The sequence below is a fragment of the Thauera sp. SWB20 genome, assembly GCF_000831325.1.
Taxonomy (GTDB): domain Bacteria; phylum Pseudomonadota; class Gammaproteobacteria; order Burkholderiales; family Rhodocyclaceae; genus Thauera; species Thauera aminoaromatica.
Window position 1 is genome coordinate 193,163 of the sequence record NZ_JTDM01000012.1, and the last position, 23,133, is coordinate 216,295.

Below are 23,133 nucleotides of genomic sequence, written 5' to 3' on the forward strand. Positions count from 1 at the left end.
GTCAAAGTCTGACGACCATAGCTGTGTGGAACCACCCCTTCCCTTCCCGAACAGGACCGTGAAACGCACATGCGCCGATGATAGTGAGGTCCGCCCTCGTGAAAGTAGGTCATCGTCAGACTAACCACACCAACACAACGCCCCACGCACACATCCGTGCCTGGGGCGTCGTGCCGTCTACGCAGAACGCAGGGGTTGAGCCCCCGCGGATCCGTCCCCGGGTACGCGCGCCGCAAGGCGCGAACGCGGCCGCCGTCCGTTCGGCGGTAAGCGCTCCACGAACCCCATCCTTACGTAGCCCCGGGTGAGTCCGCATGCTTGGGCTTCCGTTTCTCTGGGAGCACGAGCATGTCGGAGCGCAGCACGTTCTGGTTGTCGCACCTTTCGGCGATCGAGGCCGAAGGCATCACCACGAAGGCCTACGCCGAGCGCGAGGGCCTGTCGCCGCAAGCGCTTTACCAATGGCGTAAGCGCCTGGTGGCCGGCGGTCGCCGCAGCCGCGCCAAGCTTGGCGGATTCGTTCCGATCCAGATCGAGCCTTCGATGACGGCCCGCACGGGCTGCACGGTAATGATCGGCGCACAGCTGCGGCTCGAGTGCGCGACGCTGCCCGGCGTCGACTGGCTGGCCGCGCTGTCGGCGGCGCTCTCGGAGCGGGGGCGCTGATGCATCCGGGGCACACCATCGGCGCGGTGTATCTGTACCGGTCGGCGATCGACTTTCGCAAATCCATCGGCGGGCTGTCGGCGCTGGTCGAGCAGGAACTGGGATTGAACCCGTTCGGCGACGCGCTGTACCTGTTCATCAACCGCCGCCGCGACAAGCTCAAGGCGCTGTACTGGCACCGCAACGGCTTCTGCCTCTGGTACAAGCGGCTCGAAGCCGAGCGCTTCGCCTGGCCGGCGGCCGAGGCGAGCCAGCCCACCTGCACGCTGACGATGAAGGAGCTCGAGTGGCTGCTCGAAGGCTTCGACCTGTGGGCGGCAAAGCCTCATAAAACGCTGCATTACCAATCAGTTACGTAGCGTGATCGGGTATAATTCCGGCATGCCACAGCGTACCGCCGCCCCTCGTTCGAATGCCAATGTCGGCGTGTGCGCGTCCGTCCTCCCCGCGCAGTTGCCCGACGATCCGGCGGTGCTCAAAGCCTTGCTGCTGGCCCAGCAGCGTGCCTTCGAGACGCAACTCAATACCCAACTTACAGTCCAGTTCGAGACGCTTCGACGCGCGCAGGAAGCCACCCTCAAGGCGTACGAGGCCGACCTCCAGAAAGTCGTCCATACCCGCGAAGTCGAACTCCAGAAAGCGTTCGATGCGCGTGAGCTCGAGCTTCAGAAAGCGTTCGATGCCCGCGAGGCCGAACTGCAAAAAGGCTTCGAGGCACGCATCCTCGAGCTCTACGAGCAGCTGCGCCTGGCGCGTCGGCGCATGTTCGGGCCCAGCAGCGAATCGCACGCGGGCCAGGGCTGGCTCTTCGACGAGGCCGAAGCGCTGGCCGCATCCGCATCCGAGGCGGGCGATACCGCGACCCTGCCGCTCTCGGCCACTGAACCGTCTGGCCAGACGCCCGTCGACGCCGGCAAGAAGAAGGCGCGCGGCAAGCGCAAGCCCTTGCCGATCGAGCTGCCGCGCATCGACGTCGTCCACGACGTCCCCGAGGCCGAGCGTACCTGCGCCTGCGGCACCCCCATGGTCGAGATCGGCCAGGACGTCAGCGAACAGCTCGATATCGTGCCGATGCAGGTGCGCGTGCTGCGCCACATCAAGAAGCGCTACGGCTGCCCCAAGGGCGATCAGGCGCCGGTCAGTGCCCGCGCTCCGGCGCAGGTGCTACCCAAGAGCAACGCGAGCAACGACCTGCTGGCGATGCTGCTCGTCACCAAGTACGTCGATGGGCTGCCGCTCGCGCGTTTCGAGTACGTGCTCGCCCGTGCGGGCGTGCTCGTGCCGCGCCAGACCCTGGCGCGCTGGGTGATCGGCACCGCGCAGGCGCTGCAGCCGATCGCCAACCTGATGCGCGACGTGCTGCTCGGGCATGACGTCATCCACATGGACGAAACCCCGGTCCAGGTGCTCAAGGAACCCGGTCGGGCGGCAACCAGCAAGAGCCAGATGTGGGTGCAACGCGGTGGCCCGCCGGGTAGGCCGGTGATCCTCTTCGAGTACGATCCGAGCCGCGCGCAGGCGGTGCCCTTGCGCCTGCTCGAAGGCTGGAAGGGGTATCTGATCGCCGACGGGCTCGAGAGCTACGGCGCAATTGCCTTCACCGAAGGGGTGACCCGGCTCGGTTGCTGGGTCCATGCACGCCGTCGTTTCGTCGATGCCGGCAAGGTGCTGCCCGAAGGCAAGCGTGGTCGCGCCCACGAGGCGCTGGCCCTGATCGGCAAGCTCTACGCCATCGAGAAGGAGGCGCGCGAACTGAGCGACGTCGAGCGTCTGGCGCTACGCCAGAGCCGAAGCCGTGCCGTCATCGGTGAGCTTCGCGCTTGGCTCGACCAGGTGCTCCCCACCGTGCCGCCCACCTCGATACTCGGCGGTGCCCTGGGCTACCTGCATCGGCAGTGGCCGCGACTGACGCGCTACCTCGAGCGCGGCGACCTGCCGATCGACAACAACCCCGCCGAAAACGCCATCCGCCCCTTCGTCGTTGGGAGGAAGGCATGGCTCTTCTCGGACACCCAGGCCGGTGCGCGTGCCAGCGCACTCATCTACTCGCTGATCGAGACCGCCAAAGCCAACAACGTCGAGCCGTACCTGTGGCTGCGCCACGTGCTGCGCGCCTTGCCCACCGCCACCACCGTCGAACACGTCGAGGCCCTCCTGCCCTGGAATCTCAAGGCTGAGCAGTTGATCACAGCGTAGCGAGCCCCGGAAGGATGGGGTTCGTGGAGCGCTTACGTTCGGCGACCACGTCACAGGCTCAGCGGCCCGCCCCCGCCCTGCGGTAGCTGCCTGGCGGGGATCCCGTCCATTGCTTGAAGGCGCGATTGAAAGCCGCGGGATCGTCGAAGCCGAGATCGGCGCCGATGCTGCCGATCGGCTCGTCGGTGCGCGAGATCCGCGCGATGGCGACGTCGCGGCGCAGCGCGTCCTTGACCGCCTGGAAGTGCGTTCCTTCCGCATCGAGCCGGCGGGCGAGCGTGCGCGCCGAGATGTGCAGCATACGGGCAACGTCTTCCACGGACTGCGGGCTTCCCAGCCCGGCTTCGAGCAGATCGCGCACGCGGTGCGTGAACAGCCGCTCGCTCACGGAGACGTGGATCCAGTCCATCGGCGCCTTGCGCAGGAAGGCCGACAGCGCGGCCTTGTCCTGGCGGATCGGGGCGTCCATGAAGGCCGGCTCGATGTAGAGCGCGGTGAGCGGGCGATCGAAGCAGGCCGGGCCGGCGAACATGTTGATGTACTCACCCGCATGCGGCGGCGCCGGATAGGCGAGATCCACGCGCGCGAACAGGAGCTTGCGCTCGATCATCCACGAAGCGATGCCCTGCACCAGCATCAGCATCAATTCGAGGATCAGGGGGCGGTGGGGTTGGAGCGCAACGCGCTCGACGAGCGCGATGCGGCTCAGGCCCTCGTCCTCACCCAGCTCGAAGTGCAGATCGTCCAGCACCAGGCGGAAAAACCAGCAGAAGCGGTGCAGCGCGACGCGCAGGTTGGCGGCGTCGAGCATTCCAAGGCACAGGAACTTCAGCGTGCCAGGGCGCAGCGGGCGTGAGAACAGCCCTGGCGTCTCGTCGTCGAGTTCGACCGCGAGGGTGCGGTAGAAGAGCGCGAACTGCTCGACCGTCACACGGGCCGATTCGTGTTCCAGCAGCGCGGAAGCGATCCCGGCGCGCTCGACGCATTCCAGGGCCAGCGGCCTGTGCTCACCCAGCCGATCCAGGATCTGGCAGACCATGCGGATGGAGACGGTGACCGCCGGTGCGTGCTGACGCTCGTTCATGTGCAAGAGATTGGTGGCAGAAAATGTCAATCGATCGGCCGGTTCTGTCATCCACAAGGTCGGCCATACTGCCTAGTATGGCGTGCAAATAGCTGCAGCGAAAAGTTTTATGTCTGCGTCGGCGGTTCGAGGCCTCTCGTGTGGTCGCGCTCGCTGGCAATTAAAGCACAGCACGCACAGGTCACCCGCAAAGAGGTGGCCGGCAGGAGGAGACAAGGTGCATCCAGGCAAGGCCAGTCCGATCCTCGAGGTCGAGGGGCTCACATTGTCGTTTGGCGGCATCAAGGCGCTGACCGACGTGGGCTTCGAAGTCGCTCCGGGGTCCATCACCACCGTCATCGGTCCGAACGGCGCGGGTAAGACCTCGCTGTTCAACACGATCTCCGGTTTCTACAAGCCCTCGGTGGGGCGCATCCGCTTCCAGGGCGCGGACATCACCGCCACCCGCCCGCCCGAGCGCGCCCGGCTGGGCCTGGCGCGCAGCTTCCAGAACATCGCGCTGTTCCGCGGCATGACCGTGCTCGACAACATCAAGCTCGGTCGTCACGCCCACTTGCGCACCAACGTCTTCGATGCGCTGGTCTATTTCGGCCACGCCCGGCACGAAGAGATGAAGCTGCGCGAGGAGATCGAGGAACGCATCATCGACTTCCTCGAGATCGACCACATCCGCCACATGCCGGTGTCGGTCCTCTCCTACGGGCTGCAGAAGCGGGTGGAGATGGCGCGCGCGCTGGCGATGCGACCCAAGGTGCTGATGCTCGACGAGCCCGTGGCGGGCATGAACCGCGAGGAGACCGAGGACATGGCGCGCTTCATCCTCGACGTGCGCGAGGAGTGGGGCGTGACGGTACTGATGGTCGAGCACGACATGGGCATGGTCATGGACCTCTCCGACCACGTCGTGGTGCTCAACTTCGGCCAGGTCATCGCCGACGGCACGCCGGCCGAGGTGCAGGCCGACCCCGAGGTGATCAAGGCCTACCTGGGCTCGGGCGAGGTCTCCGAGCTGCGTCAGCGCCTCCACCAAGCGCTTGCCGTGGAGGCCTGAGATGAGCCTGGAATTCGACTGGCTGTTCCTCGCCGAGATCGTGCTCGCCGGCCTCGGTGCCGGCGGCCTGTACGCGCTGACCGGCCTCGCCTTCGTGATGATCTACAAGGCCACGCGGGTGGTGAACCTGGCCATCGGCGAGATGCTGATGATCGGCGCCTACCTGTGCTTCGGCCTGGCCACCGCCATGAACCTGCCGATGTGGCTGGCGATCCTGGTCGCAGTGATCGGCAGCGGCGGGGCCGGCGCACTGCTCGAGCGCGTGGCGATCCGCCCCATGCTGGGCGAGTCGCCGATCGCGGTCTTCATGGTCACCGTGGGACTGGCCTCCATCCTGGTCGGCGTCGTCGAGCTGATCTGGACCTCGGAGCCGCGCCGCCTGCCGGAGTTCATGCCCGCGACGCCGGTGATGATCGGCGAGGCCTTCGTGCCGCCCAAGGTGTTCTACGGCTTCCTCGTCGCGGCCGTGCTGATCGGCGTGGCGCTGGCGGTGTTCCGCTTCTGGCGCGGCGGCGTGGCGCTGCGGGCGACGGCCTCGGACCAGCAGGCGGCCTACTCGATGGGCATCGACGTGCCCAAGGTGTTCTCGCTGTCCTGGACGGTGGCGGCGATGATCGCGGCGATCGCCGGCGTCATCGTCGGCGCGGTGGGCGGCATCTCCTCGACGATGGGGGTGTTCGGCCTGTCGGTGCTGGTGGTGGTGATCGTCGGCGGCCTCGACAGCGTGCTCGGCGCGCTGGTCGCCGGCCTCCTCATCGGTGTCGTCGAGTCGCTCGCGGGCGGCTTCCTCGGCGGTGAATACAAGCTGCTGGCCACCTTCCTGATCCTGATCGTCGTGCTGCTGGTCCGTCCCTACGGACTGTTCGGCACCCACGAAATCGAGAGGCTGTAATGCGCATCGGAACCGCACGCTCCAGCTACCGCCACGACGAGGCGCTGTTCGACAGCCGCACCCAGCACGCCTGGCTGGCGATCCTCGCCGTCGCGCTGATCGGCTTCCCCTTCCTCGCCGACGAGTACTGGCTCTACCTCGCCTGCCTGGTGGCGATCAACATCGCCAGCACCACCGGGCTCAACATCCTCACCGGCTACACCGGGCTGGTGAGCCTGGGCCAGGCCGCCTTCATGGGCATCGGCGCCTACACCGTCGCCGCGCTGGAGCAGAAGCTGGGCGCGCCGGTGCTCCTCAACCTGCTCGCCGGCGGCTTCGTCGCCATGCTCGGCGGGCTGGTGGTGGGCCTGCCCTCGCTGCGGGTCAAGGGCCTGTACCTGGCGATCGCGACCATCGCCGCCTCGGTGGTGCTGCACTTCGTGTTCGCCAACTGGCATGCGGTCACCGGCGGCCATGCGGGCATCACCCTGGTGCCGGCGGAGATCCTCGGCCTCAGCTTCGACACCTCCTTCCGCCTGTACTGGCTGTTCGTGCCGATCACCATCCTGATGGTGGCCGGCGCGGCCAACCTCTTCCGCACCCGCATCGGCCGCGCCTTCATCGCCATCCGCGACCGCGACATCTCCGCCGAGGTGCTGGGCATTCCGCTGCTGCGCTACAAGCTGCTGTCCTTCGGCCTGTCGTCCTTCTACGCCGGGGTGGCGGGCGGGATGTGGGCCTACTTCTTCCGCGTGGTCACGCCGGAGAGCTTCCCGCTGATCCTGTCGATCTTCTTCCTCGCCGCGGTCATCGTCGGCGGCATGGGCACCATCCTCGGCGCCATCCTCGGCGCGGTCTTCATGACCATGGTGCCCGAGGCGCTGAAGCTCGTCGTCGGCTGGCTGCCGCTGTCGGCCGACGCCACGCTGATCCTGTCGCCGGTGCGCACCATCGTGTTCGGCGTGCTGATCGTCGGCTTCCTGGTGTTCGAGCCGCTCGGCCTGCAGGAGATCTGGCGCCGCATCCGCCGCTTCTTCCACCTCTGGCCGTTCCGCGCCTGAGCTTTCCTCGCCGCACCGCTTCACCCCATATCAAGAGAAGGAGACAAGCATGAGAAGAACCGTACTCAAGAGCCTGCTGGCCACCGCGATCCTCTCCGCCACCGCCGGCCTGCCCGTAGCCCGGGCGGCCGACAAGGAGATCGTCATCGGCGGCTCCATCCCGATGAGCGGCGTGTTCGCCTTCGCCGGCATCGGCATCCACGCCGGCATCCAGGATTACGTGAAGATGGTCAACGCCGCTGGCGGCATCGCAGGCCACACGCTGCGCTACGTGCCCGAGGACAGCGCCTACAAGGTCGACCAGTCGGTGGCGGCGTTCAAGAAGATCACCAGCCAGAACAAGGTGAACTTCTACTACGGCGACTCCACCGCCTTCAGCAAGACCATCAACCCCGAGCTCGACCGCGCCGGCTCGATGATCATGTCGGGCGCCTCCTTCGCCACCGAGCTCAACGACCCGAAGAAGTACCCTTACCAGTTCGTCGCCGGCCCGGACTACACCCAGCAGTTCGGCATCCTGCTGCGCTACATCGCCCAGCAGAAGCCCGGCGCCAAGGTGGCCTTCGTCCATTCCGACACCGAGTTCGGCCGCGACCCGATCGAGACCAGCCGCGGCGTGGCCAAGGCACTCGGGCTCGACGTCGCCATCGAGATCATGACCCCGCCGGGCGCGGTCGATGTGTCCACCGAGATCGCCAAGCTGCGCCGCGCGCGGCCCGACTTCACCATCTTCCACGGCTACATCCTCGGCCCCATCCCCGAATTCATCGGCCAGGCGCGCCAGATGGGCCTGGACACCCAGTTCATGGGCACCTTCTGGACCATGGACAACTCGACCGTGATGCAGATGGGCGAGCTCGCCGAAGGCTTCATGGGCGTGATGCCCTACAACTACTACTACGACCAGAGCGCACCGGCGCCGATGCTCGACAAGATCCGCGCGATGCGTCCCGAGTACCAGAACGTGCCCTACATCCAGGGCTTCCTGTCGGCCATGCTGTACGCCGAGTCGGCCCGCCGCACGCTGGTCGCAGGCAAGGAGATGAGCGCGGCCAACCTCAAGGCGGCGCTCAACTCGATCGAGAATTTCGACACCGGCGGCCTGATCGGCGTGCCCGTCACCCTCCGCGGCAACACCATCCCGGTCGGCCGCATCTACCGCGCCGACACCAAGGCCAGGCGCATGGTGCCGGCCTCCGACTGGATCGTGCTGGAGTAAGCGATGAGTGCGGCCGAATCCGTCCTCGAGGTGAACAACATCGAGGTGATCTACAACAAGGCGGTGCAGGTGCTGCGCGGCCTCTCGCTGGCGGTGCCGCGCGGGCAGATCGTCGCCCTGCTCGGCTCCAACGGCGCCGGCAAGAGCACCACGCTCAAGACCGTCTCCGGCCTCCTCGGGCTGGAGAACGGCGAGCTGACGCGCGGCGAGATCCGCTTCGAGGGCAGGCCGCTGGCGGATTCCAAGCCGCACGAGCTGGTGCGCGCGGGGCTCTTCCACGTGATGGAGGGGCGCCGCGTGTTCGAGGACCTCAGCGTCGAGGAGAACCTCGTCGCCGCCACCTACGCACTCACCGGGCGCAAGGGCGAGAAGGCCGACAAGGAGCTCGTCTATGAATACTTCCCGCGCCTGTACGAGCGCCGCAACGGCCTCGCCGGCTATCTGTCGGGCGGCGAGCAGCAGATGCTGGCGATCGGCCGCGCGCTGATCGCCCGCCCCAGGCTGATCCTGCTCGACGAGCCCTCGCTGGGCCTCGCGCCGCTGCTGGTGGAGAACATCTTCCGCATCATCGCCCGCATCAACGCCGAGCAGAAGGTGTCGATGCTGCTGGTGGAGCAGAACGCCTCGGTGGCGCTGGCGGTGGCGCACTACGGCTACATCATGGAGAACGGCAAGGTCGTCACCGACGGCCCCGCCGAGCGTCTCGCCGGCGACCAGGACGTGCGCGAGTTCTACCTCGGCATGGGTGGGCACGGCGAGATGAAGAGCTTCCGCGACATCAAGCACTACAAGCGCCGCAAGCGCTGGCTGTCGTGATCGAGAGGGTGGCCATGAGCAACAACCTACCCACGCTGACCCTGCCGCAGATGCTGCGCGAGCAGGCGAGGCTGCAACCCGGGCGGCCCGCCATCCGCCAGAAGGACTTCGGCATCTGGCAGGCCATCGGCTGGGACGACTATTACCGCCGCGCGAGCCATGTCGGCCTCGGCCTGCGCGCGCTCGGCCTGCCCGCCGGCGGCCATGTCGGCGTGCTCGCCGAGAACCGCATCGAATGGGTGCTGGCGCAGATGGGCTGCGGCCTCGTCGGCGCCATCGCGGTCGGCGTCTATCCGACCAGCCCGGCACCCGAGGTGGCCTACGTGCTCAATCACGCCGACGTCGAGGTCGTGGTGTGCGAGGACCAGGAGCAGACCGACAAGGTGATCGAGGCGCTCGACCAGCTGCCGCACCTGCGCGCCATCGTGGTGATGGAGACCAAGGGCCTGCGCAACGCCGACGAGCGCGTGCGCGATCGCATCCTGTCCTTCGCCGACCTGGAGCGGCTCGGCGTCGAATACGAGGCCACCCACCGCCACCTGGTCGAGGAGACCCTGGCCGCGCAGCGGCTCGACGACCTCGCGCTGATGATCTACACCTCGGGCTCCACCGGCAAGCCCAAGGGCGCGATGATCCGCTACGCCAACATCCGCGGCGTCGCACCCGGCATCATCGACCGCCTCGGGCTCGCGGCCGACACCGTGCACCTGTCCTACCTGCCCCTTTGCCACGTCGCCGAGCAGATGCTGACCACCTTCTGCCCGATCTACCTCGGCTCCACCGTCGCCTTCGGCGAGTCGATCCGCACCGTGCAGGAGGATCTGCGCGAGATCGCGCCCACGATGTTCCTCGGCGTGCCGCGCATCTGGGAGAAGCTGCACTCGGCGATCACGATCCGGATGCAGGAGAGCGGGCCCGTGCAGCGCTGGCTGTTCGCACGCGCGCTGGCGGCCTGCGCGCCCTTCGCCCACAAGTCGGCGGCGCAGCGCACGGCGGGCGAGCGCCTGACCCACGCCATCTGCTACGGCCTCATCCTGCGCGCGCTGCAGAACTTCATCGGCCTGCGCAAGGCGCGCGTGGCGCTGACCGGCGCGGCGCCGATCCCGCCCGCGGTGGTGCACTTCTTCCGTACCCTCGGGGTGCCGCTGGTCGAGGTCTACGGCCTCACCGAATCGACCGGCATGATCACCGGCCAGCCGCTCGACGCGGTGGCCTTCGGTTCGGTCGGCACGCCCATCCTCGGCGTCGAGCACCGCATCGGCGCGCGTGGCGAGCTGCTGGTCCACGGCGAGATGGTCTTCGCCGGCTACTACAAGAACCCGGAGGCGACCGCCGACGCCATCCGCGACGGCTGGCTGCACACCGGCGACGTGGTCGAGGAGCGCGACGGCCAGCTCTACATCGTCGATCGCCTCAAGGACATCATGATCACCGCTGGCGGCAAGAACCTGACGCCGTCCGAGATCGAGAAGACGATGAAGTCCAGCCCCTACATCAAGGAGTGCATCGTCGTCGCCGACGGGCGCAAGTTCGTCTCGGCGCTGATCCAGATCGACTACGAGACGGTGTCGAGATGGGCCGAGGGCCGCCAGATCCCCTTCACCCACTTCCGCTCGCTGGTCGAGCACCCCGAGGTGCGCGCGCTGATCGAGGCCGAGATCGCGCGCGGCAACGCCCAGCTCGCCCAGGTCTCGCACATCCGCCGCTTCCACCTGCTGAACAAGGAGCTCGACCACGACGACGGCGAGGTCACGGCGACCATGAAGGTGCGTCGCGCGAGCGTCTACAAGACCTACGCCGACGTGATCGAAGCCATGTACCGGGGAGGGGCCGCCCATGCCTGACCCGATCCACGGCGACTGCGTGCGACTCGAGCGTGAAGGCGGGCTCGCCTTCATCACCCTCGACCGCCCGCAGGCGCGCAACGCCCTCGACCTGGCGATGGGGCTGGGGCTGCGCGACGCCGTGCGCGAACTTGCCGCCGCGCCGCCGCGCGTGCTCGTGCTGCGCAGCAGCGGCGCGCACTTCATGGTCGGCGGCGACGTGCGCCGCTTCGACGCCCTGCTCGGCGAGTCGCAGGCCGCCTGTACCGACGAGATCGGCCGCCTCATCGATGCGGTGCACGAGGCCGTCACCGGCCTCACCCGGCTGCCTTGCCCGGTGCTGGGTCTGGCGGGCGGCTCGGTGGCGGGCTTCGGCCTGGCGCTGGCCATGGCTTGCGACCTCCTGGTCGCGGCCGACGACGCGCGCCTCGTGCTCGCCTACGGTGCCATCGGCGCCACGCCCGACGGCGGCGCGAGCTGGCAGCTGCCGCGCCGCGTCGGCCTGCAGCGGGCGCTCGCGATCGCGCTGCTCGACCCGCAGCTCGATGCGGCGCAGGCGAGGGAGATCGGCCTGGTGGCCGAGGTGGTGCCGGCAGCGCAGCTGGCCGAGGCCGGGCTGGCGCTGGCCCGACGCCTGGCCGCGGGACCGGCCGCCGCCCAGGCCGGCATCAAGCGCCTGCTGCGCGCGGGCCTCGACACCGACCTGGCGACGGCGCTCGACGCCGAGAAGGCGAGCTTCCTCGCCCTCTCCGCGACGCCGGACTTCGCCGAGGGCGTGCGCGCCTTCTGCGAGCGGCGGCCGGCGCGCTTCGCGCGACCCTCCGGCTAGGCTCGCCCGCGACGCGCTGCCCGAGCGCCTTCCACCCGCAATCCCCGTCGGCGTGCCCAGGCATGCCCGCCCCTTTATTGCCCGTCGTCTGCGCACGGCGGCTTCGCATGGAGACACCATGGACTTCCAGTTGAACCCGGAGCAGCGCGAGATCCGCGACCTGGCGCGCCGCTTCGCCGAGCGCGAGATCGCCCCCCGCGCCGCGCAGGCCGATCTCGACAAGGCTTTCCCGACCGAGGTGCACCAGCGCGCGCAGGAGCTCGGCCTGCTCGGCATCAACCTGCCCGAGACGGTCGGCGGCGGCGGCCTCGGCTGCCTGGAGCTGGTGCTGGTCACCGAGGCTTTCTGCCGCGGCTGCCTGGGCATCGGCACCGCGCTGTGCGTGAACGCGCTCGCCACCGAGCCGATCGTCATCGCCGGAACCGATGCGCAGCGCAGCCGCTACCTCGGCGCCGCGGCCCGCGGTGCGCTCGCCAGCTTCGCGATGACCGAGCCCGGCGCCGGCTCCGACGTGGCCGGCATCCGCACCCGCGCCGAGCGCGTCGAGGGCGGCTATCGCCTCACCGGCAGCAAGATCTGGATCTCCAACGCCAACCTCGCCGAGTTCTTCGTCGTCTTCGCCAAGACCGCGCCGGACGGCGGCCACCGCGGCATGAGCGCCTTCATCGTGCCGCGCGCCAGCGCCGGCCTGACGGTGGGCGAGCCCTTGGGCAAGCTCGGCCAGCGCTGTTCGCCCACCTGCGAGGTCTTCCTCGACCAGGTCTTCGTGCCCGAGGACCACCGCCTCGGCGAGGAGGGCGGCGGCTTCGCGCTGGCGATGGCGGTGTTCGACCACTCGCGCCCGATGGTGGCCGCCTTCGGCGTCGGTCTCATCGAGCGCTGCCTCGACGAGTCGCTCGCCTACGCCACCCAGCGCAGCAGCATGGGCAAGCGCCTGATCGACCACCAGGCCGTGGCCCACAAGCTCGCCGAGATGCGCATGAAGCTCGAAGCCGCGCGCCTGCTCACCTACCAGTCGGCCTGGCTGCTCGACCAGGGCTGGCCGAACACCATCGAAGCCTCGATCGCCAAGGCCTTTGCCGCGGACGCGGCGATGTGGGCGGCGACCGAGGCGGTGCAGATCTTCGGCGGCATGGGCTACTCGACCGAGTACCCGGTGGAGAAGCTCTTCCGCGACGCCAAGGTGCTGCAGATCTACGAAGGCACCAGCGAGATCCAGCGCAACATCATCGCCCGCGAACTGCAGCGGGCCTGAACCCGAGGACCCGGAAATGAACCCAAGCAATCCATCGAACCCGAACGAGGCGCTGATCCTGGGCGCCGTGCGCACCCCCTTCGGCCGCCGCGGCGGCGCCCTGCGCGAGACCCGCCCGGACGAGCTCCTCGCCACCGTCATCGGCGGCGTGCTGGCGCGCACCGGCCTGCCTGGCGACAAGGTCGGCGACGTGCTCGCCGGCTGCGTCAGCCAAGCCGGAGAGCAGGGCGCCAACATCGCCCGCCAGGCGCTGCTGATCGCCGGCCTGCCCGCCGAGGTGCCGGGCGTGTCGATGAACCGCATGTGCGGCTCCAGCCAGTACGCCACCCACGCCGCGGCGCAGGCGGTGGCCGCGGGCGACCTCGACTTCGCCATCGGCTGCGGCGTCGAGAGCATGAGCCGGGTGCCGATGTTCCTCGACCTGACCCTGGGCCGGGGCGACTTCCGCGGCTTCGACAACTTGCACCCGAAGATCCTCGAACGCTTCGCCATCCCGCACCAGGTCGAGAGCGCCGAGCGCATCGCCGGGCAGTGGAAGATCTCGCGCACCGAAATGGACGACTACGCGATCGAGAGCCACCGCCGCGCCGAGGCCGCGCGTGCGGCCGGCGTGCACAGCGAGATCCTGCCGGTGGCGGGGGTGGACAAGGAGGGCGGGGCGATCACGCTCGCGCACGACGAGGGCATCCGCGCGGTCATCGACGTCGAGCGCATGCGCGCCATGCAGCCGGTGTTCCGCCAGCCCGGCGAGGGCGGCGTGACCGCGGCCAACGCCAGCCAGATGTCGGACGGCGCCGCTGCGGTGCTGGTGGGCCGCCGCGCCGCCGCCGAGGCGCTCGGCATCCGGCCGCGCGCCCGCTTCCGCGCCCGCGTCGCGGTCGGCTCCGACCCGGTGCTGCAGCTCACCGGGGTGATCCCGGCGGCGCGGCGCGCGCTCGAGATGGCCGGGCTGTCGATCCGCGACATGGACTGGATCGAGGTCAACGAGGCCTTCGCCAGCGTGGCGCTGTGCTTCGTGCGCGAGTTCGCGCCCGACCTGGATCGCCTCAACCCCTGGGGTGGGGCGATCGCCCACGGCCACCCGCTGGGCGGCAGCGGCGCCGGCCTGCTGGCCAAGATGCTCGCCGGCCTCGAATGCCGCGACGGCCGCTTCGGCCTGCAGGTCATGTGCATCGGCCACGGCATGGCCACCGCCACCGTCATCGAACGACTCTGAGACACAAGGAGCACACGCAATGAAGATCGCAAACTCGGTATTCCTGGTGACCGGCGGCGCCTCCGGGCTGGGCGCGGCCACCGCGCGCATGGTGGTCGAAGGCGGCGGCAGGGTGGTGCTCGCCGACCTCAACGAAGAGGCCGGCAAGGCGTTGGCGGCCGAACTCGGCGCGGCGGCCCGTTTCGTGCGCACCGACGTCACCGACGAGGCCTCGACGCAGGCGGCGGTCGAGGCCGCGGTGCAGGGCTGCGGGGGCCTGCACGGCCTGGTGTGCTGCGCGGGCGTGGCGCCGGGCGAGAAGGTGGTGGGCAAGGACGGCCCGCATGGTCTCGACCGCTTCGTTCGCGGCGTGATGATCAACCTTGTCGGCACCTTCAACCCGATCCGCCTCGCCGCCGCCGCGATGAGCAAGGCCGCGCCCAACGAGGAGGGCGAGCGTGGCGTGATCGTCACCACCGCCTCGGTCGCCGCCTTCGACGGCCAGATCGGCCAGGCGACGTATGCGGCGTCCAAGGCCGGCGTGGTCGGCATGACGCTGCCGATCGCGCGCGAGCTGGCACGCTACGGCATCCGCGTGATGAGCATCGCCCCCGGCATCTTCGAGACCCCGATGCTGCGCGGGCTGCCGCAGGCGGTGCAGGATTCGCTCGGCGAGATGGTGCCTTTCCCCTCGCGCCTCGGCCGCTCCAGCGAATATGCGCAGCTGGTGCGCTCGATCTGCGAGAACCCGATGTTGAACGGCGAGGTCATCCGTCTCGATGGCGCGATCCGCATGGCAGCCAAGTGAGGAGCCCGGCATGAACCCCGTACACACGACCATGATTCCCGCCGACGTCCGTCGTGCCGGGCGCAACCTGATCGGCGACGCCTTCGCGCGCTCGGTGCGCCGCAACCCCGAGCGCGAGGCGCTGCGCTTCGAGGGGCGCAGCTGGCGCTACGCCCAGCTCGACCGTGCCGCCAACCGCGTCGCCAACCGCCTGCTCGGCCTCGGCCTGGCGGTCGGCGATCGCGTCGCCGCCTATGGGCGCAATTCCGACGCCTACGTGCTGCTGTGGCTGGGCTGCGTGAAGGCGGGGCTGATCCACGTCCCGATCAACTACGCGCTGCTCGACGCCGAGCTGCGCTACATCGTCGAGCAGTCGGGCGCGCGTGCGTTGTTCTGCGACGCCGACATGGCGACCCACGTCGAGGCCCTCGGCAGCGACCTGCCCTGCGAATGGCGCGGCACGCTGCACGGCGGACACGAGCGCGACGTCCTCGAGTGGGCGCAGGCCGGCGGCACGGACACGGCCCCGGCGATCGCGCTCGACGAGGAGGCCATCGCGCAGCTGCTGTACACCTCGGGCACCACCGCCGCGCCCAAGGGCGCGATGATGAGCCATCGTGCGCTGCTCGCCGAATACACCAGCACGCTGCTCGCCACCGACATCCGCGCCGAGGACTGCGCGCTCGCCGCGCTGCCGCTGTACCACTCGGCGCAGATGCACGTCTTCCTGATGCCGCAGCTGCTGGTGGGCGCGACCACCCTGCTGATCCAGGCGCCGCAGCCCGAGCGCTGCTTCGAGCTGATCGAGCGCGAGCGCGTGACGTCCTTCTTCGCCCCGCCCACGGTGTGGATCGCCTTCCTGCGTCATCCGGCCTTCGTGCCGGCGCGGCTGGCCTCGCTGCAGAAGGGCTACTACGGCGCCTCGATCATGCCGGTGCCGGTGGTGCAGGAGCTGGCCGCACGCCTGCCGGCGCTGCAGCTCTACAACTGCTATGGCCAGAGCGAGATCGCCCCGCTCGCCACCGTGCTGCGTCCGGAGGAACACGCCGAGCGCCCCGCGTCCGCAGGGCGGCCGATCTTCAACGTCGAAACCCGCATCGTCGACAGCGACCTCAACGACGTGCCTGCGGGCGAGATGGGCGAGATCGTGCACCGCTCGCCGCAGCTCATGAGCGGCTACTGGGACAAGCCGGAGGACACCGTGGCCAGCTTCCGCGACGGCTGGTTCCGTTCGGGGGACGTCGGCTACCTCGACGAGGCCGGCTACCTCTACATCACCGACCGCATCAAGGACATCATCAAGACCGGCGGCGTGGTGGTGGCGAGCCGCGAGGTGGAGGAGTGCCTGTACACCCACCCCGCGGTGGCCGAGGTCGCGGTGATCGGCCTGCCCGACGAGCGCTGGATCGAGGCGGTGACGGCGGTGGTGGCGCTCAAGCAGGGCGCGCAGGCCACGGCCGCAGAGCTGATCGCCCACGTGCATGCCCGGCTGGCGGCCTTCAAGGTGCCCAAGCGGGTGTTCTTCGTAGAGGACATGCCGCGCAACGCCTCCGGCAAGCTGCTCAAGCGCGAGCTGCGCGTGCGCTACGCGGAAACCTGAGCGCCCCGGGTGGCGGTACCCGTGCCGACTCGCCTCAGTCTGCCCGGGTGCCCGGCCTGATCTCGATCGTCGGCCGGGGGGCTTGCGCGTCCGCTTGCGGGATGCCGAGCACGGCGTGCAGCTGCCCGTCGTCGCCGATCAGGTCGGCGAGCGTGAGGCGGTCGAGGGCGGCAAAGAAGGCCTGCAGGGCGCCGGCCAGTGCGCCCTTGAGCCGGCAGGCCGGATCCAGCAGGCAGTGCGATCCCGATCCGAAGCACTCGACCAGCTCGAAGCTGGGCTCCATCCCGCGGACCACGTCGCCGAGACCGATCTGCGTCGCCGCACGCGCCAGCCGGAGTCCGCCGCCCTTGCCGCGCGCGCCGTCGACAAAACCCTTCGCCACCAGCCCGGTGACCACCTTCATCAGGTGGCTGCGCGAGATGTCGAAGCGTTCCGCCACTTCCTTGATGGTCACGCGTCGCTCGGTGCAGGTGCCGAGGTACATGAGCAGGCGAAGCGCGTAATCGGTGTGCTGGGTGATGTTCATCGCGAAGGTGCGCCGGGCGTATGGCGGGCTGCATGGTAGCAGCAATAGATTCATTTCTGTTGACTCTTTTAAAGATGCATTTAATATGTATCTTAAAGGCCTCGACCGAAGGAGCTGCCATGAAACGCCACCCCCATCTCGTCCGGCTGTCGCGCGAACACCATGCCGCGCTGCGGCTCGGCAGGCATCTGCTCGCCGGCGGCGCGGCGGCCGAGCTGCGCGCGGAACACGTCGCGCTCGTCACCCACTTTGCCGAGGAAGAGCGCGAGCTGGCCCCCTTGCTCGAAACGGGCGGTCACGGCGCACTCGCCGCGCGCCTGCGCGCCGAGCATGCCCACCTGAGGTCCCTGTTCGCCACCGCAGCGGACGGCGTGCGCGAGGCCGCGGCCGGGCAGGCGCTGATCGACCATGTGCGCTTCGAGGAGCGCGAACTGTTTCCGGCGATCGAAACCCTGTTCGAGGAAGTGCTGCCATGACCCATGTCGTCACCGAAGCCTGCATCCGCTGCAAATACACGGATTGCGTGAGCATGTGCCCGGTCGACGCCTTTCGCGAGGGGCCGAACTTCCTCGTGATCGACCCCGAGGAGTGCATCGACTGCACCCTGTGCGTCGCCGAGTGTCCGGTCGATGCGATCGTGCCGGAAGATGAGTTGAGCGACGAGCAGCGCGAATACCTCGCCCTCAACGCGGCGCTGGCGAAGGACTGGCCGCGTATCGTCGAGGCGCATGCGCCGCTGCCCGATGCCGATGCATGGGTGAAGGTGGCCGACAAGCGCGCGTGGCTCGACACGGCGCGGGCGGGCGACCCCGACGCGAAGGCATGAAACGGCGCCCGGGCGGGCGCCTGCACGCAATCCTCATGAACCGGGAAGAGGGTGGCAGCGGATACAGCGAGAAGGCGAGGACAGCGCACGCGAGATGCGCATCGATGCGGAGGAGATCGTGCATCCGCCGCAATCATGTGGACGATGGCTATGCCGAGATACGGCACGCGATCGCGAGCGGCAGCGAGGGCACGACCGTCCTCGACCTGCGCCGCGAGGACGGCGAGCGGCGCTGGGTGGAGCTCTTCCTCGCGCCGGTGCGCAACGAGGCCGACGCCGTCACGCATTACGTGGGGGGCCTCAACGACGTCACCCGGCGCAAGGACGCCGAGGAGCGCCTCAACCACCTCGCCAGCCACGATCCGCTGACCGGGCTGCCCAACTGGATGCTGTTCCATGACCGTCTCCGCCATGCGATCGCCCGCCGCAACCACGGTGCGCTGGCGGTGCTCCTCCTCGACCTCGACCGCTTCAAGCAGGTCAACGACGGCTACGGCCTCGACGTCGGCGACGCCTTGCTGCGCGAAGTCGCGGCACGCCTGTCGTCCTGCCTGCGGGCCGAGGACACCGTGGCCCGCCTCGGTGGAGACGAGCTCGTCGTCCTCATCGAGGACCTGCCCGGGACGGCGTTCGCGGCGAAGATCGCCGGCAAGATCGCCGCCCGCCTGGCCGAGCCGGTGCTCATCGGCGTGCGCACGCGTCCGGTGTCCGCCAGCGTGGGCATCGCCCTCCATCCGCGCGACGGCCGCGACCCGCAGACCCTGCTCGAGAATGCCGACACGGCGCTGTACCGTGCCAAGGAGTCGGGCCGGGGCGGGTTCTGCTTCTACGCCGGGGAGATGAACGCGCAGGCGCATCGGCGCCTCGACCTCGAGAACGGCCTGCGTCGCGCCCTCGCCGAGGGGCGGCTGGAGGTGCATTGCCAGTCCCAGGCGTCGCCCGGGGACGGACGCCTGTGCGGGGTGGAGGCGCTGGTGCGCTGGCGCCATCCGCGCGAGGGGACGATCGGGCCCGACGAGTTCATCCCGATCGCGGAGGAGACCGGCCTGATCGTTCCGCTCGGCCAACATGTGCTGCGCACGGCCTGCCTGCGAGGGCGACCGGCCGCTCTTGCCCGCACTGCGCGGATCCGGTCGCCGCTGCGCCCGGCGTCTGAGCGGCGCCCGTCGCGCACGCCGGATGCCGGCGCGGCGCGTACTCAGCGACCGACGGCCTTGTCCAGCATCCTGCCGAGGCCGCGCATCACCGTCAGGTTTGCCCGCTCCATCGCCTGCAGTTCGGCGAGCGCCTCCTCCAGTCGGCCCTGTGCGTGCAGTTCCACGGCGCGCCGCGCATGCACGTGCACCGCGCGATGCGGGTCTTCGAGTTCCCCGTAGCCCGGCAGCCCGGCGAAGTGCTCGCGTCCCTCGCCGTCGTAGTACCACTGGCCGAGGCGGCAGTGCCGCTCGTCGGGCAGGTCTGCGGGGCGCAGCGTCGATACGCCGAGGAAGACCTTGTACACCTCGAGCTTGAGCGCGAGTTCGTCGATGTTGGCGAGCTCGACGTTGGCGAGCAGGGCGGAAGAGGTCACCGCCCGTTCCATGCGGCGCGACAGCTCGAGCAGGTGCTTCATGCTGGAGACGGCCTGCGTGCTGTCCGCGGCGTGGCGTCCGGCGTCGGCGGCGCCGAACTCCATGACCTCCCGCGCGGCGCGCGTCTCGTCCTGGATGTTCTCGACCAGGGTGGCGATCTCGGTGGTGGCCTTCGCGGTGCGCTCGGCAAGCTTGCGCACCTCGTCCGCCACCACCGCGAAACCCCGTCCCGCGTCGCCGGCGCGCGCAGCCTCGATCGCCGCGTTGAGGGCGAGCAGGTTGGTCTGGTCGGCGATCTCCTTGATCAGGCGGACGATGCCGCCGATCTCCTCGGCCCGACGGCTCAGGATGCCGACGTTCCCCGACGCCTCGCCCATGCGCTCGAAGGTGGCGTGGAGATTGCCGGCGATCCGCTCGAACGCGGCGCGGCTGGTGTCGGACTGCGCCGCCGCTTCGAGCGCCGATGCCTTTTCCTGGTTGAGGGTGCCGGCGAGGCCCAGGAAGGATTCGCGCACGCCGCCGAGCGAGTCGCCAAAGCTGCCCAGGCTGGCGAACACGCCGCCCAGCACGGTGCGCTCGCGGCGCAAGGCGTCGGTCTGCGCGCGCAGCTCGGACTGCTCCGCCTCGAGGTCGCGGATACGTTCCTGCAGGGCGGCGTTGGCCTGCTCGAGCAGCAGGTTCTCGGCTTCGCTGGCGCGCAGCCTGTCTCTCGGTCCGGAGAAGAACATCGGGGGCTCTGGTAGGATATTTAAAGTGGAGTATCAAATGAATCTTTTGGCCGGTCAAGCCGCGCATTGCGTCCGCGCCCACGTCGATTTGCGGTGGGTCCGGCCGGCATCGTAGTCTGCGCGTCGCGGGACGACGGCGGGGATGCCCGCCCGCCCGCAGGAGCAAATCGAATGGAATTCGCGAAGATCTTCATCACGCTGGCGGCCCTGATCAACCCCTTCGGCGCCATCCCGGCCTTCATCGGCCTGACCCAGGGGCAATCGTCCCTCGAACGCCGCCGCACCGCGCGTACCGCCGCACTGGCGACCGTCCTCGTCATCACCGTGACCGCGCTCGCCGGCCAGTACATCCTGGCGGGTTTCGGCATCACCGTGCCCTCGCTGCAGGTCGGTGGCGGCGTGCTGCTGTTCATCGTCGCGATCTCGATGTTCAACGCCCAGCCCGCGCCGAGCCGCACCACCCCCGAGGAAACCGACGAGGCCGCCGAGCGCGCCAACATCGCCGTGGTGCCGCTGACGATCCCGCTGCTGACCGGGCCGGGCACGGTCAGCACGGTGATCATCTACGCCGACCAGGGTACGCGAACGGTGCTGATGCTGCTCGGCGCCGGCCTCGTGATGGGCGTCGTGGTGTGGTTCGCCTTCAACCTGGCCGGTCCGATCAGCCGCCTGGCCGGGCGCACCGGACTCAACATCATGACCCGGCTGATGGGCCTGGTGCTGGCGGCGCTCGCGGTGGAGTTCATCGCAGCGGGCATCCGTGCCTATGTGAACGCCTGAGGGCGCCCCTACAGCGGCGTGGCGCGCGCTTCCTCGACCAGCCATTCGCGGAAGTTCGTCAGCGCCGGCCGTTCCGCCTTGCCCTCGGGCACGATCAGGTAGTACGCCCGCGTGCTCGGGAAGCTGCGCAGGCAGGGGCTGATCAGGCTGCCGGCGGCGAGCTCCTGCTGGATCAGGAAGGGCGGGATCAGCGCCACGCCCATGCGCTCGATCGCCGCCTGCGCGAGCATCGAGAACAGCTCCAGGCGCATGCCGCCCATGTCGTTCGCGGGGCGCACGCCGGCCGAGGCGAACCACTGCCGCCAGGCATAGGGGCGGGTGGTCTGCTGCAGCAGCGGCAGCTCGGCGACCTCGTCCGGGCTCATCTGCTCGCGCACGCCGGGCAGGGCCGGGCTGCATACCGGCACCGGATATTCCCGCATCAGGAAGTGCGCCTCGGTGCCCGGCCAGCCGGTGTCGCCGAAGTAGATCGCGGCGTCGAACTCGGTCTGGTCGAAGAGGAACGGCCGCGTCTGGGTGTGCATGTTCACCACCACGTCCGGGTTCCGCGCCTGGAAGCCGGCCAGGCGGGGCAGCAGCCAGCGCGTGGCGAAGGTCGGCACCACCGCAAGTTCGAGCACGCTGCCGGCGCCGTGGTGTGCCATGACCGCGAGCGTGTCGTGCTCGATCGCATCCAGCCGCGGGGCGATCTGGCGGCTGTAGCTCAGTCCTGCCTCGGTGAGCTGCACGCCGCGCCGGGTGCGGCGGAACAGCGGCACGCCGAGGAAGTCCTCGAGCGCGCCGATCTGCCGGCAGATCGCGCTCTGCGTGAGCGCGAGCTCCTCGGCGGCGCGGGTGAAGCTCTCGTGGCGCGCGGCGGCCTCGAAGGCGAGCAGCGCGGCGGTGCTGGGGATCTTCTTGCGCATGGCGGTCGAGATTTTCTTTCGGAGTTCCGGAAAGGCACAGATTACTGCAGAAATATCGCTTGAGCTGCGCTTCCGGAGTTCATAGGATGCGAATCACACACAGGCAGCCGCCTGCACGACCGATCGCACGAGGAGACACGACATGGCTTCGAACAAGGCTAGCTTCAACTGGGAAGACCCGCTGCTGCTCGACCTGCAGCTGACCGAGACTGAGCGCATGGTGCGCGACACGGCGCGCGCCTACAGCCAGGACAAGCTGCTGCCGCGCGTGCAGGAGGCCTTCCGCCACGAGAAGACCGATGCCGCGATCTTCCGCGAGATGGGCGAACTCGGTCTGCTCGGCGCCACCATCCCCGAGCAGTACGGCGGCTCCGGCCTCAACTACGTGTGCTACGGCCTGATCGCCCGCGAGGTCGAGCGTGTCGACTCCGGCTACCGTTCGATGATGAGCGTGCAGAGCTCGCTGGTGATGGTGCCGATCAACGAATTCGGTACCGAGGCGCAGAAGCAGAAGTACCTGCCCAAGCTCGCCACCGGCGAATGGATCGGCTGCTTCGGCCTCACCGAGCCGAACCACGGCTCCGACCCGGGCTCCATGATCACCCGTGCGCGCAAGGTCGATGGCGGCTTCAGCCTCTCCGGCAGCAAGATGTGGATCACCAACAGCCCGATCGCCGACGTGTTCGTGGTGTGGGCCAAGGACGACGAAGGCCAGATCCGCGGCTTCATCCTCGAGAAGGGCTGGAAGGGCCTCTCCGCGCCCGCCATCCACGGCAAGGTCGGCCTGCGTGCCTCGATCACCGGCGAGATCGTCATGGACGAGGTCTTCGTGCCGGAAGAGAACGCCTTCCCGACCGTGCGCGGGCTCAAGGGCCCCTTCACCTGCCTCAACTCGGCGCGCTTCGGCATCGCCTGGGGTGCGCTCGGCGCCGCCGAGGCCTGCTACGAGACCGCCCGCCAGTACACGATGGACCGTAACCAGTTCGGCCGTCCGCTCGCCGCCAACCAGCTCATCCAGAAGAAGCTCGCCGACATGCTGACCGAGATCACCCTCGGCCTGCAGGCGGTGCTGCGCGTGGGCCGCATGAAGGACGAGGGCATCGCCCCGGTCGAGATCACCTCGATCATCAAGCGCAACTCCTGCGGCAAGGCGCTCGACATCGCCCGCATGGCGCGCGACATGCTCGGCGGCAACGGCATCTCGGACGAGTACCCGGTGGCCCGCCACCTGGTGAACCTCGAGGTGGTCAACACCTACGAGGGCACCCACGACGTGCATGCGCTGATCCTCGGCCGCGCCATCACCGGCCTCGCCGCGTTCAGCAACTGAGTCCCCGGAGACCC

Annotated in this window: 22 protein-coding genes, 1 rRNA gene and 1 pseudogene; 20 read left to right on the top strand and 4 right to left on the bottom strand. The window is 69.1% G+C overall.

Going from position 1 to position 23,133, the window contains the following annotated elements; all coding sequences use genetic code 11:
• The first annotated feature begins 7 nt into the window (after positions 1-7).
• From rrf to tnpC, 4 genes are all read left to right on the top strand, one after another.
• Positions 8-121: ribosomal RNA gene (gene rrf / locus PO78_RS03685) — 5S ribosomal RNA — on the top strand.
• 227 nt (positions 122-348) lie between these two features.
• The gene (gene tnpA, locus PO78_RS03690; protein WP_043741458.1) at positions 349-666 is read left to right on the top strand and encodes an IS66 family insertion sequence element accessory protein TnpA; all 318 of its coding nucleotides are present in this window, start codon (positions 349-351) and stop codon (positions 664-666) included.
• Positions 666-1,025 carry an IS66 family insertion sequence element accessory protein TnpB gene (gene tnpB, locus PO78_RS03695; protein WP_043741456.1) on the top strand — a complete coding sequence of 120 codons (360 nt, stop codon included), beginning with the start codon at positions 666-668 and terminating at the stop codon, positions 1,023-1,025. Before tnpA ends, tnpB begins: the two co-directional genes overlap by 1 nt.
• Before the next feature lie 22 nt (positions 1,026-1,047).
• Positions 1,048-2,862, top strand: coding sequence for an IS66 family transposase (tnpC, locus tag PO78_RS03700; protein ID WP_043741453.1), 1,815 nt, complete (start codon positions 1,048-1,050; stop codon positions 2,860-2,862).
• 58 nt (positions 2,863-2,920) lie between these two features.
• Here tnpC and PO78_RS03705 read toward each other — a convergent pair whose 3' ends face one another.
• On the bottom strand, positions 2,921-3,946 hold the full coding sequence (locus tag PO78_RS03705) for an AraC family transcriptional regulator (protein ID WP_004323280.1): 1,026 nt from the start codon (positions 3,944-3,946) through the stop codon (positions 2,921-2,923).
• Between the two features lie 217 nt (positions 3,947-4,163).
• Between PO78_RS03705 and PO78_RS03710 the strand changes: the two genes are divergently transcribed.
• The 11 genes from PO78_RS03710 (at position 4,164) to PO78_RS03760 (ending at position 16,453) form a co-directional block, all read left to right on the top strand.
• Positions 4,164-4,997 (top strand): ABC transporter ATP-binding protein, encoded by an 834-nt coding sequence (locus PO78_RS03710; protein ID WP_043742078.1) that lies wholly within the window; start codon positions 4,164-4,166, stop codon positions 4,995-4,997.
• Position 4,998: 1 nt separating this feature from the next.
• Positions 4,999-5,889 carry a branched-chain amino acid ABC transporter permease gene (locus PO78_RS03715; protein WP_043742079.1) on the top strand — a complete coding sequence of 297 codons (891 nt, stop codon included), beginning with the start codon at positions 4,999-5,001 and terminating at the stop codon, positions 5,887-5,889.
• Positions 5,889-6,929: a branched-chain amino acid ABC transporter permease gene (locus PO78_RS03720; RefSeq protein WP_004323276.1), complete on the top strand. Its 1,041-nt coding sequence runs from the start codon at positions 5,889-5,891 to the stop codon at positions 6,927-6,929. The genes PO78_RS03715 and PO78_RS03720 overlap by 1 nt, the downstream gene beginning before the upstream one ends.
• 49 nt (positions 6,930-6,978) lie before the next feature.
• Positions 6,979-8,148 carry an ABC transporter substrate-binding protein gene (locus tag PO78_RS03725; RefSeq protein ID WP_043742080.1) on the top strand — a complete coding sequence of 390 codons (1,170 nt, stop codon included), beginning with the start codon at positions 6,979-6,981 and terminating at the stop codon, positions 8,146-8,148.
• A gap of 3 nt (positions 8,149-8,151) precedes the next feature.
• Positions 8,152-8,964, top strand: a complete 813-nt coding sequence (locus PO78_RS03730; RefSeq protein WP_004323273.1) for an ABC transporter ATP-binding protein — start codon at positions 8,152-8,154, stop codon at positions 8,962-8,964.
• Between the two features lie 14 nt (positions 8,965-8,978).
• Positions 8,979-10,808, top strand: a complete 1,830-nt coding sequence (locus tag PO78_RS03735) for an AMP-dependent synthetase/ligase (RefSeq protein ID WP_043742081.1) — start codon at positions 8,979-8,981, stop codon at positions 10,806-10,808.
• On the top strand, positions 10,801-11,616 hold the full coding sequence (locus PO78_RS03740) for an enoyl-CoA hydratase/isomerase family protein (protein WP_043742082.1): 816 nt from the start codon (positions 10,801-10,803) through the stop codon (positions 11,614-11,616). Before PO78_RS03735 ends, PO78_RS03740 begins: the two co-directional genes overlap by 8 nt.
• A 118-nt stretch (positions 11,617-11,734) precedes the next feature.
• Complete coding sequence (locus PO78_RS03745) at positions 11,735-12,871, top strand: acyl-CoA dehydrogenase family protein (protein WP_043742085.1); 1,137 nt, start codon at positions 11,735-11,737, stop codon at positions 12,869-12,871.
• Positions 12,872-12,887: 16 nt separating this feature from the next.
• Positions 12,888-14,087: a thiolase family protein gene (locus PO78_RS03750; protein ID WP_043742086.1), complete on the top strand. Its 1,200-nt coding sequence runs from the start codon at positions 12,888-12,890 to the stop codon at positions 14,085-14,087.
• 19 nt (positions 14,088-14,106) lie between these two features.
• Positions 14,107-14,874: an SDR family NAD(P)-dependent oxidoreductase gene (locus PO78_RS03755; protein ID WP_004321104.1), complete on the top strand. Its 768-nt coding sequence runs from the start codon at positions 14,107-14,109 to the stop codon at positions 14,872-14,874.
• Between the two features lie 10 nt (positions 14,875-14,884).
• Positions 14,885-16,453 carry an acyl-CoA synthetase gene (locus PO78_RS03760; protein WP_043742090.1) on the top strand — a complete coding sequence of 523 codons (1,569 nt, stop codon included), beginning with the start codon at positions 14,885-14,887 and terminating at the stop codon, positions 16,451-16,453.
• A 34-nt stretch (positions 16,454-16,487) separates the two neighbouring features.
• On the opposite strand, the gene PO78_RS03765 is transcribed toward PO78_RS03760, so the two are convergent.
• Positions 16,488-16,979, bottom strand: a complete 492-nt coding sequence (locus PO78_RS03765; RefSeq protein WP_004321108.1) for an RrF2 family transcriptional regulator — start codon at positions 16,977-16,979, stop codon at positions 16,488-16,490.
• A gap of 119 nt (positions 16,980-17,098) precedes the next feature.
• Here PO78_RS03765 and PO78_RS03770 point away from each other — a divergent pair, with 119 nt between their 5' ends.
• The 3 genes and pseudogenes from PO78_RS03770 to PO78_RS22140 all read left to right on the top strand — a co-directional run.
• The gene (locus tag PO78_RS03770) at positions 17,099-17,455 is read left to right on the top strand and encodes a hemerythrin domain-containing protein (RefSeq protein ID WP_004321110.1); all 357 of its coding nucleotides are present in this window, start codon (positions 17,099-17,101) and stop codon (positions 17,453-17,455) included.
• The gene (gene fdxA / locus PO78_RS03775; RefSeq protein WP_004321111.1) at positions 17,452-17,805 is read left to right on the top strand and encodes a ferredoxin FdxA; all 354 of its coding nucleotides are present in this window, start codon (positions 17,452-17,454) and stop codon (positions 17,803-17,805) included. Before PO78_RS03770 ends, fdxA begins: the two co-directional genes overlap by 4 nt.
• A 104-nt stretch (positions 17,806-17,909) precedes the next feature.
• A pseudogene (locus PO78_RS22140) lies at positions 17,910-18,884 on the top strand (putative bifunctional diguanylate cyclase/phosphodiesterase); the annotation flags it as partial.
• Positions 18,885-19,003: 119 nt separating this feature from the next.
• On the opposite strand, the gene PO78_RS03780 reads toward PO78_RS22140, so the two are convergent.
• Complete coding sequence (locus PO78_RS03780; RefSeq protein WP_004321113.1) at positions 19,004-20,104, bottom strand: methyl-accepting chemotaxis protein; 1,101 nt, start codon at positions 20,102-20,104, stop codon at positions 19,004-19,006.
• Positions 20,105-20,275: 171 nt separating this feature from the next.
• Here PO78_RS03780 and PO78_RS03785 point away from each other — a divergent pair, with 171 nt between their 5' ends.
• On the top strand, positions 20,276-20,884 hold the full coding sequence (locus PO78_RS03785) for a MarC family protein (RefSeq protein ID WP_004321114.1): 609 nt from the start codon (positions 20,276-20,278) through the stop codon (positions 20,882-20,884).
• 8 nt (positions 20,885-20,892) lie between these two features.
• On the opposite strand, the gene PO78_RS03790 is transcribed toward PO78_RS03785, so the two are convergent.
• On the bottom strand, positions 20,893-21,789 hold the full coding sequence (locus tag PO78_RS03790; RefSeq protein WP_004321119.1) for a LysR family transcriptional regulator: 897 nt from the start codon (positions 21,787-21,789) through the stop codon (positions 20,893-20,895).
• A 142-nt stretch (positions 21,790-21,931) separates the two neighbouring features.
• Here PO78_RS03790 and PO78_RS03795 point away from each other — a divergent pair, with 142 nt between their 5' ends.
• Complete coding sequence (locus PO78_RS03795) at positions 21,932-23,119, top strand: acyl-CoA dehydrogenase (protein ID WP_004321123.1); 1,188 nt, start codon at positions 21,932-21,934, stop codon at positions 23,117-23,119.
• The last annotated feature ends 14 nt before the right edge of the window (positions 23,120-23,133 follow it).

Bases quoted from the DNA above. Each gene is read 5' to 3' on its own strand.
- tnpA (WP_043741458.1), top strand. From the start codon at position 349: ATGTCGGAGCGCAGCACGTTCTGGTTGTCGCACCTTTCGGCGATCGAG.
- tnpB (WP_043741456.1), top strand. From the start codon at position 666: ATGCATCCGGGGCACACCATCGGCGCGGTGTATCTGTACCGGTCGGCG.
- tnpC (WP_043741453.1), top strand. From the start codon at position 1,048: ATGCCACAGCGTACCGCCGCCCCTCGTTCGAATGCCAATGTCGGCGTG.
- PO78_RS03705 (WP_004323280.1), bottom strand. From the start codon at position 3,946: ATGAACGAGCGTCAGCACGCACCGGCGGTCACCGTCTCCATCCGCATG.
- PO78_RS03715 (WP_043742079.1), top strand. From the start codon at position 4,999: ATGAGCCTGGAATTCGACTGGCTGTTCCTCGCCGAGATCGTGCTCGCC.
- PO78_RS03720 (WP_004323276.1), top strand. From the start codon at position 5,889: ATGCGCATCGGAACCGCACGCTCCAGCTACCGCCACGACGAGGCGCTG.
- PO78_RS03725 (WP_043742080.1), top strand. From the start codon at position 6,979: ATGAGAAGAACCGTACTCAAGAGCCTGCTGGCCACCGCGATCCTCTCC.
- PO78_RS03730 (WP_004323273.1), top strand. From the start codon at position 8,152: ATGAGTGCGGCCGAATCCGTCCTCGAGGTGAACAACATCGAGGTGATC.
- PO78_RS03735 (WP_043742081.1), top strand. From the start codon at position 8,979: ATGAGCAACAACCTACCCACGCTGACCCTGCCGCAGATGCTGCGCGAG.
- PO78_RS03740 (WP_043742082.1), top strand. From the start codon at position 10,801: ATGCCTGACCCGATCCACGGCGACTGCGTGCGACTCGAGCGTGAAGGC.
- PO78_RS03745 (WP_043742085.1), top strand. From the start codon at position 11,735: ATGGACTTCCAGTTGAACCCGGAGCAGCGCGAGATCCGCGACCTGGCG.
- PO78_RS03750 (WP_043742086.1), top strand. From the start codon at position 12,888: ATGAACCCAAGCAATCCATCGAACCCGAACGAGGCGCTGATCCTGGGC.
- PO78_RS03755 (WP_004321104.1), top strand. From the start codon at position 14,107: ATGAAGATCGCAAACTCGGTATTCCTGGTGACCGGCGGCGCCTCCGGG.
- PO78_RS03760 (WP_043742090.1), top strand. From the start codon at position 14,885: ATGAACCCCGTACACACGACCATGATTCCCGCCGACGTCCGTCGTGCC.
- PO78_RS03765 (WP_004321108.1), bottom strand. From the start codon at position 16,979: ATGAACATCACCCAGCACACCGATTACGCGCTTCGCCTGCTCATGTAC.
- PO78_RS03770 (WP_004321110.1), top strand. From the start codon at position 17,099: ATGAAACGCCACCCCCATCTCGTCCGGCTGTCGCGCGAACACCATGCC.
- fdxA (WP_004321111.1), top strand. From the start codon at position 17,452: ATGACCCATGTCGTCACCGAAGCCTGCATCCGCTGCAAATACACGGAT.
- PO78_RS03780 (WP_004321113.1), bottom strand. From the start codon at position 20,104: ATGTTCTTCTCCGGACCGAGAGACAGGCTGCGCGCCAGCGAAGCCGAG.
- PO78_RS03785 (WP_004321114.1), top strand. From the start codon at position 20,276: ATGGAATTCGCGAAGATCTTCATCACGCTGGCGGCCCTGATCAACCCC.
- PO78_RS03790 (WP_004321119.1), bottom strand. From the start codon at position 21,789: ATGCGCAAGAAGATCCCCAGCACCGCCGCGCTGCTCGCCTTCGAGGCC.
- PO78_RS03795 (WP_004321123.1), top strand. From the start codon at position 21,932: ATGGCTTCGAACAAGGCTAGCTTCAACTGGGAAGACCCGCTGCTGCTC.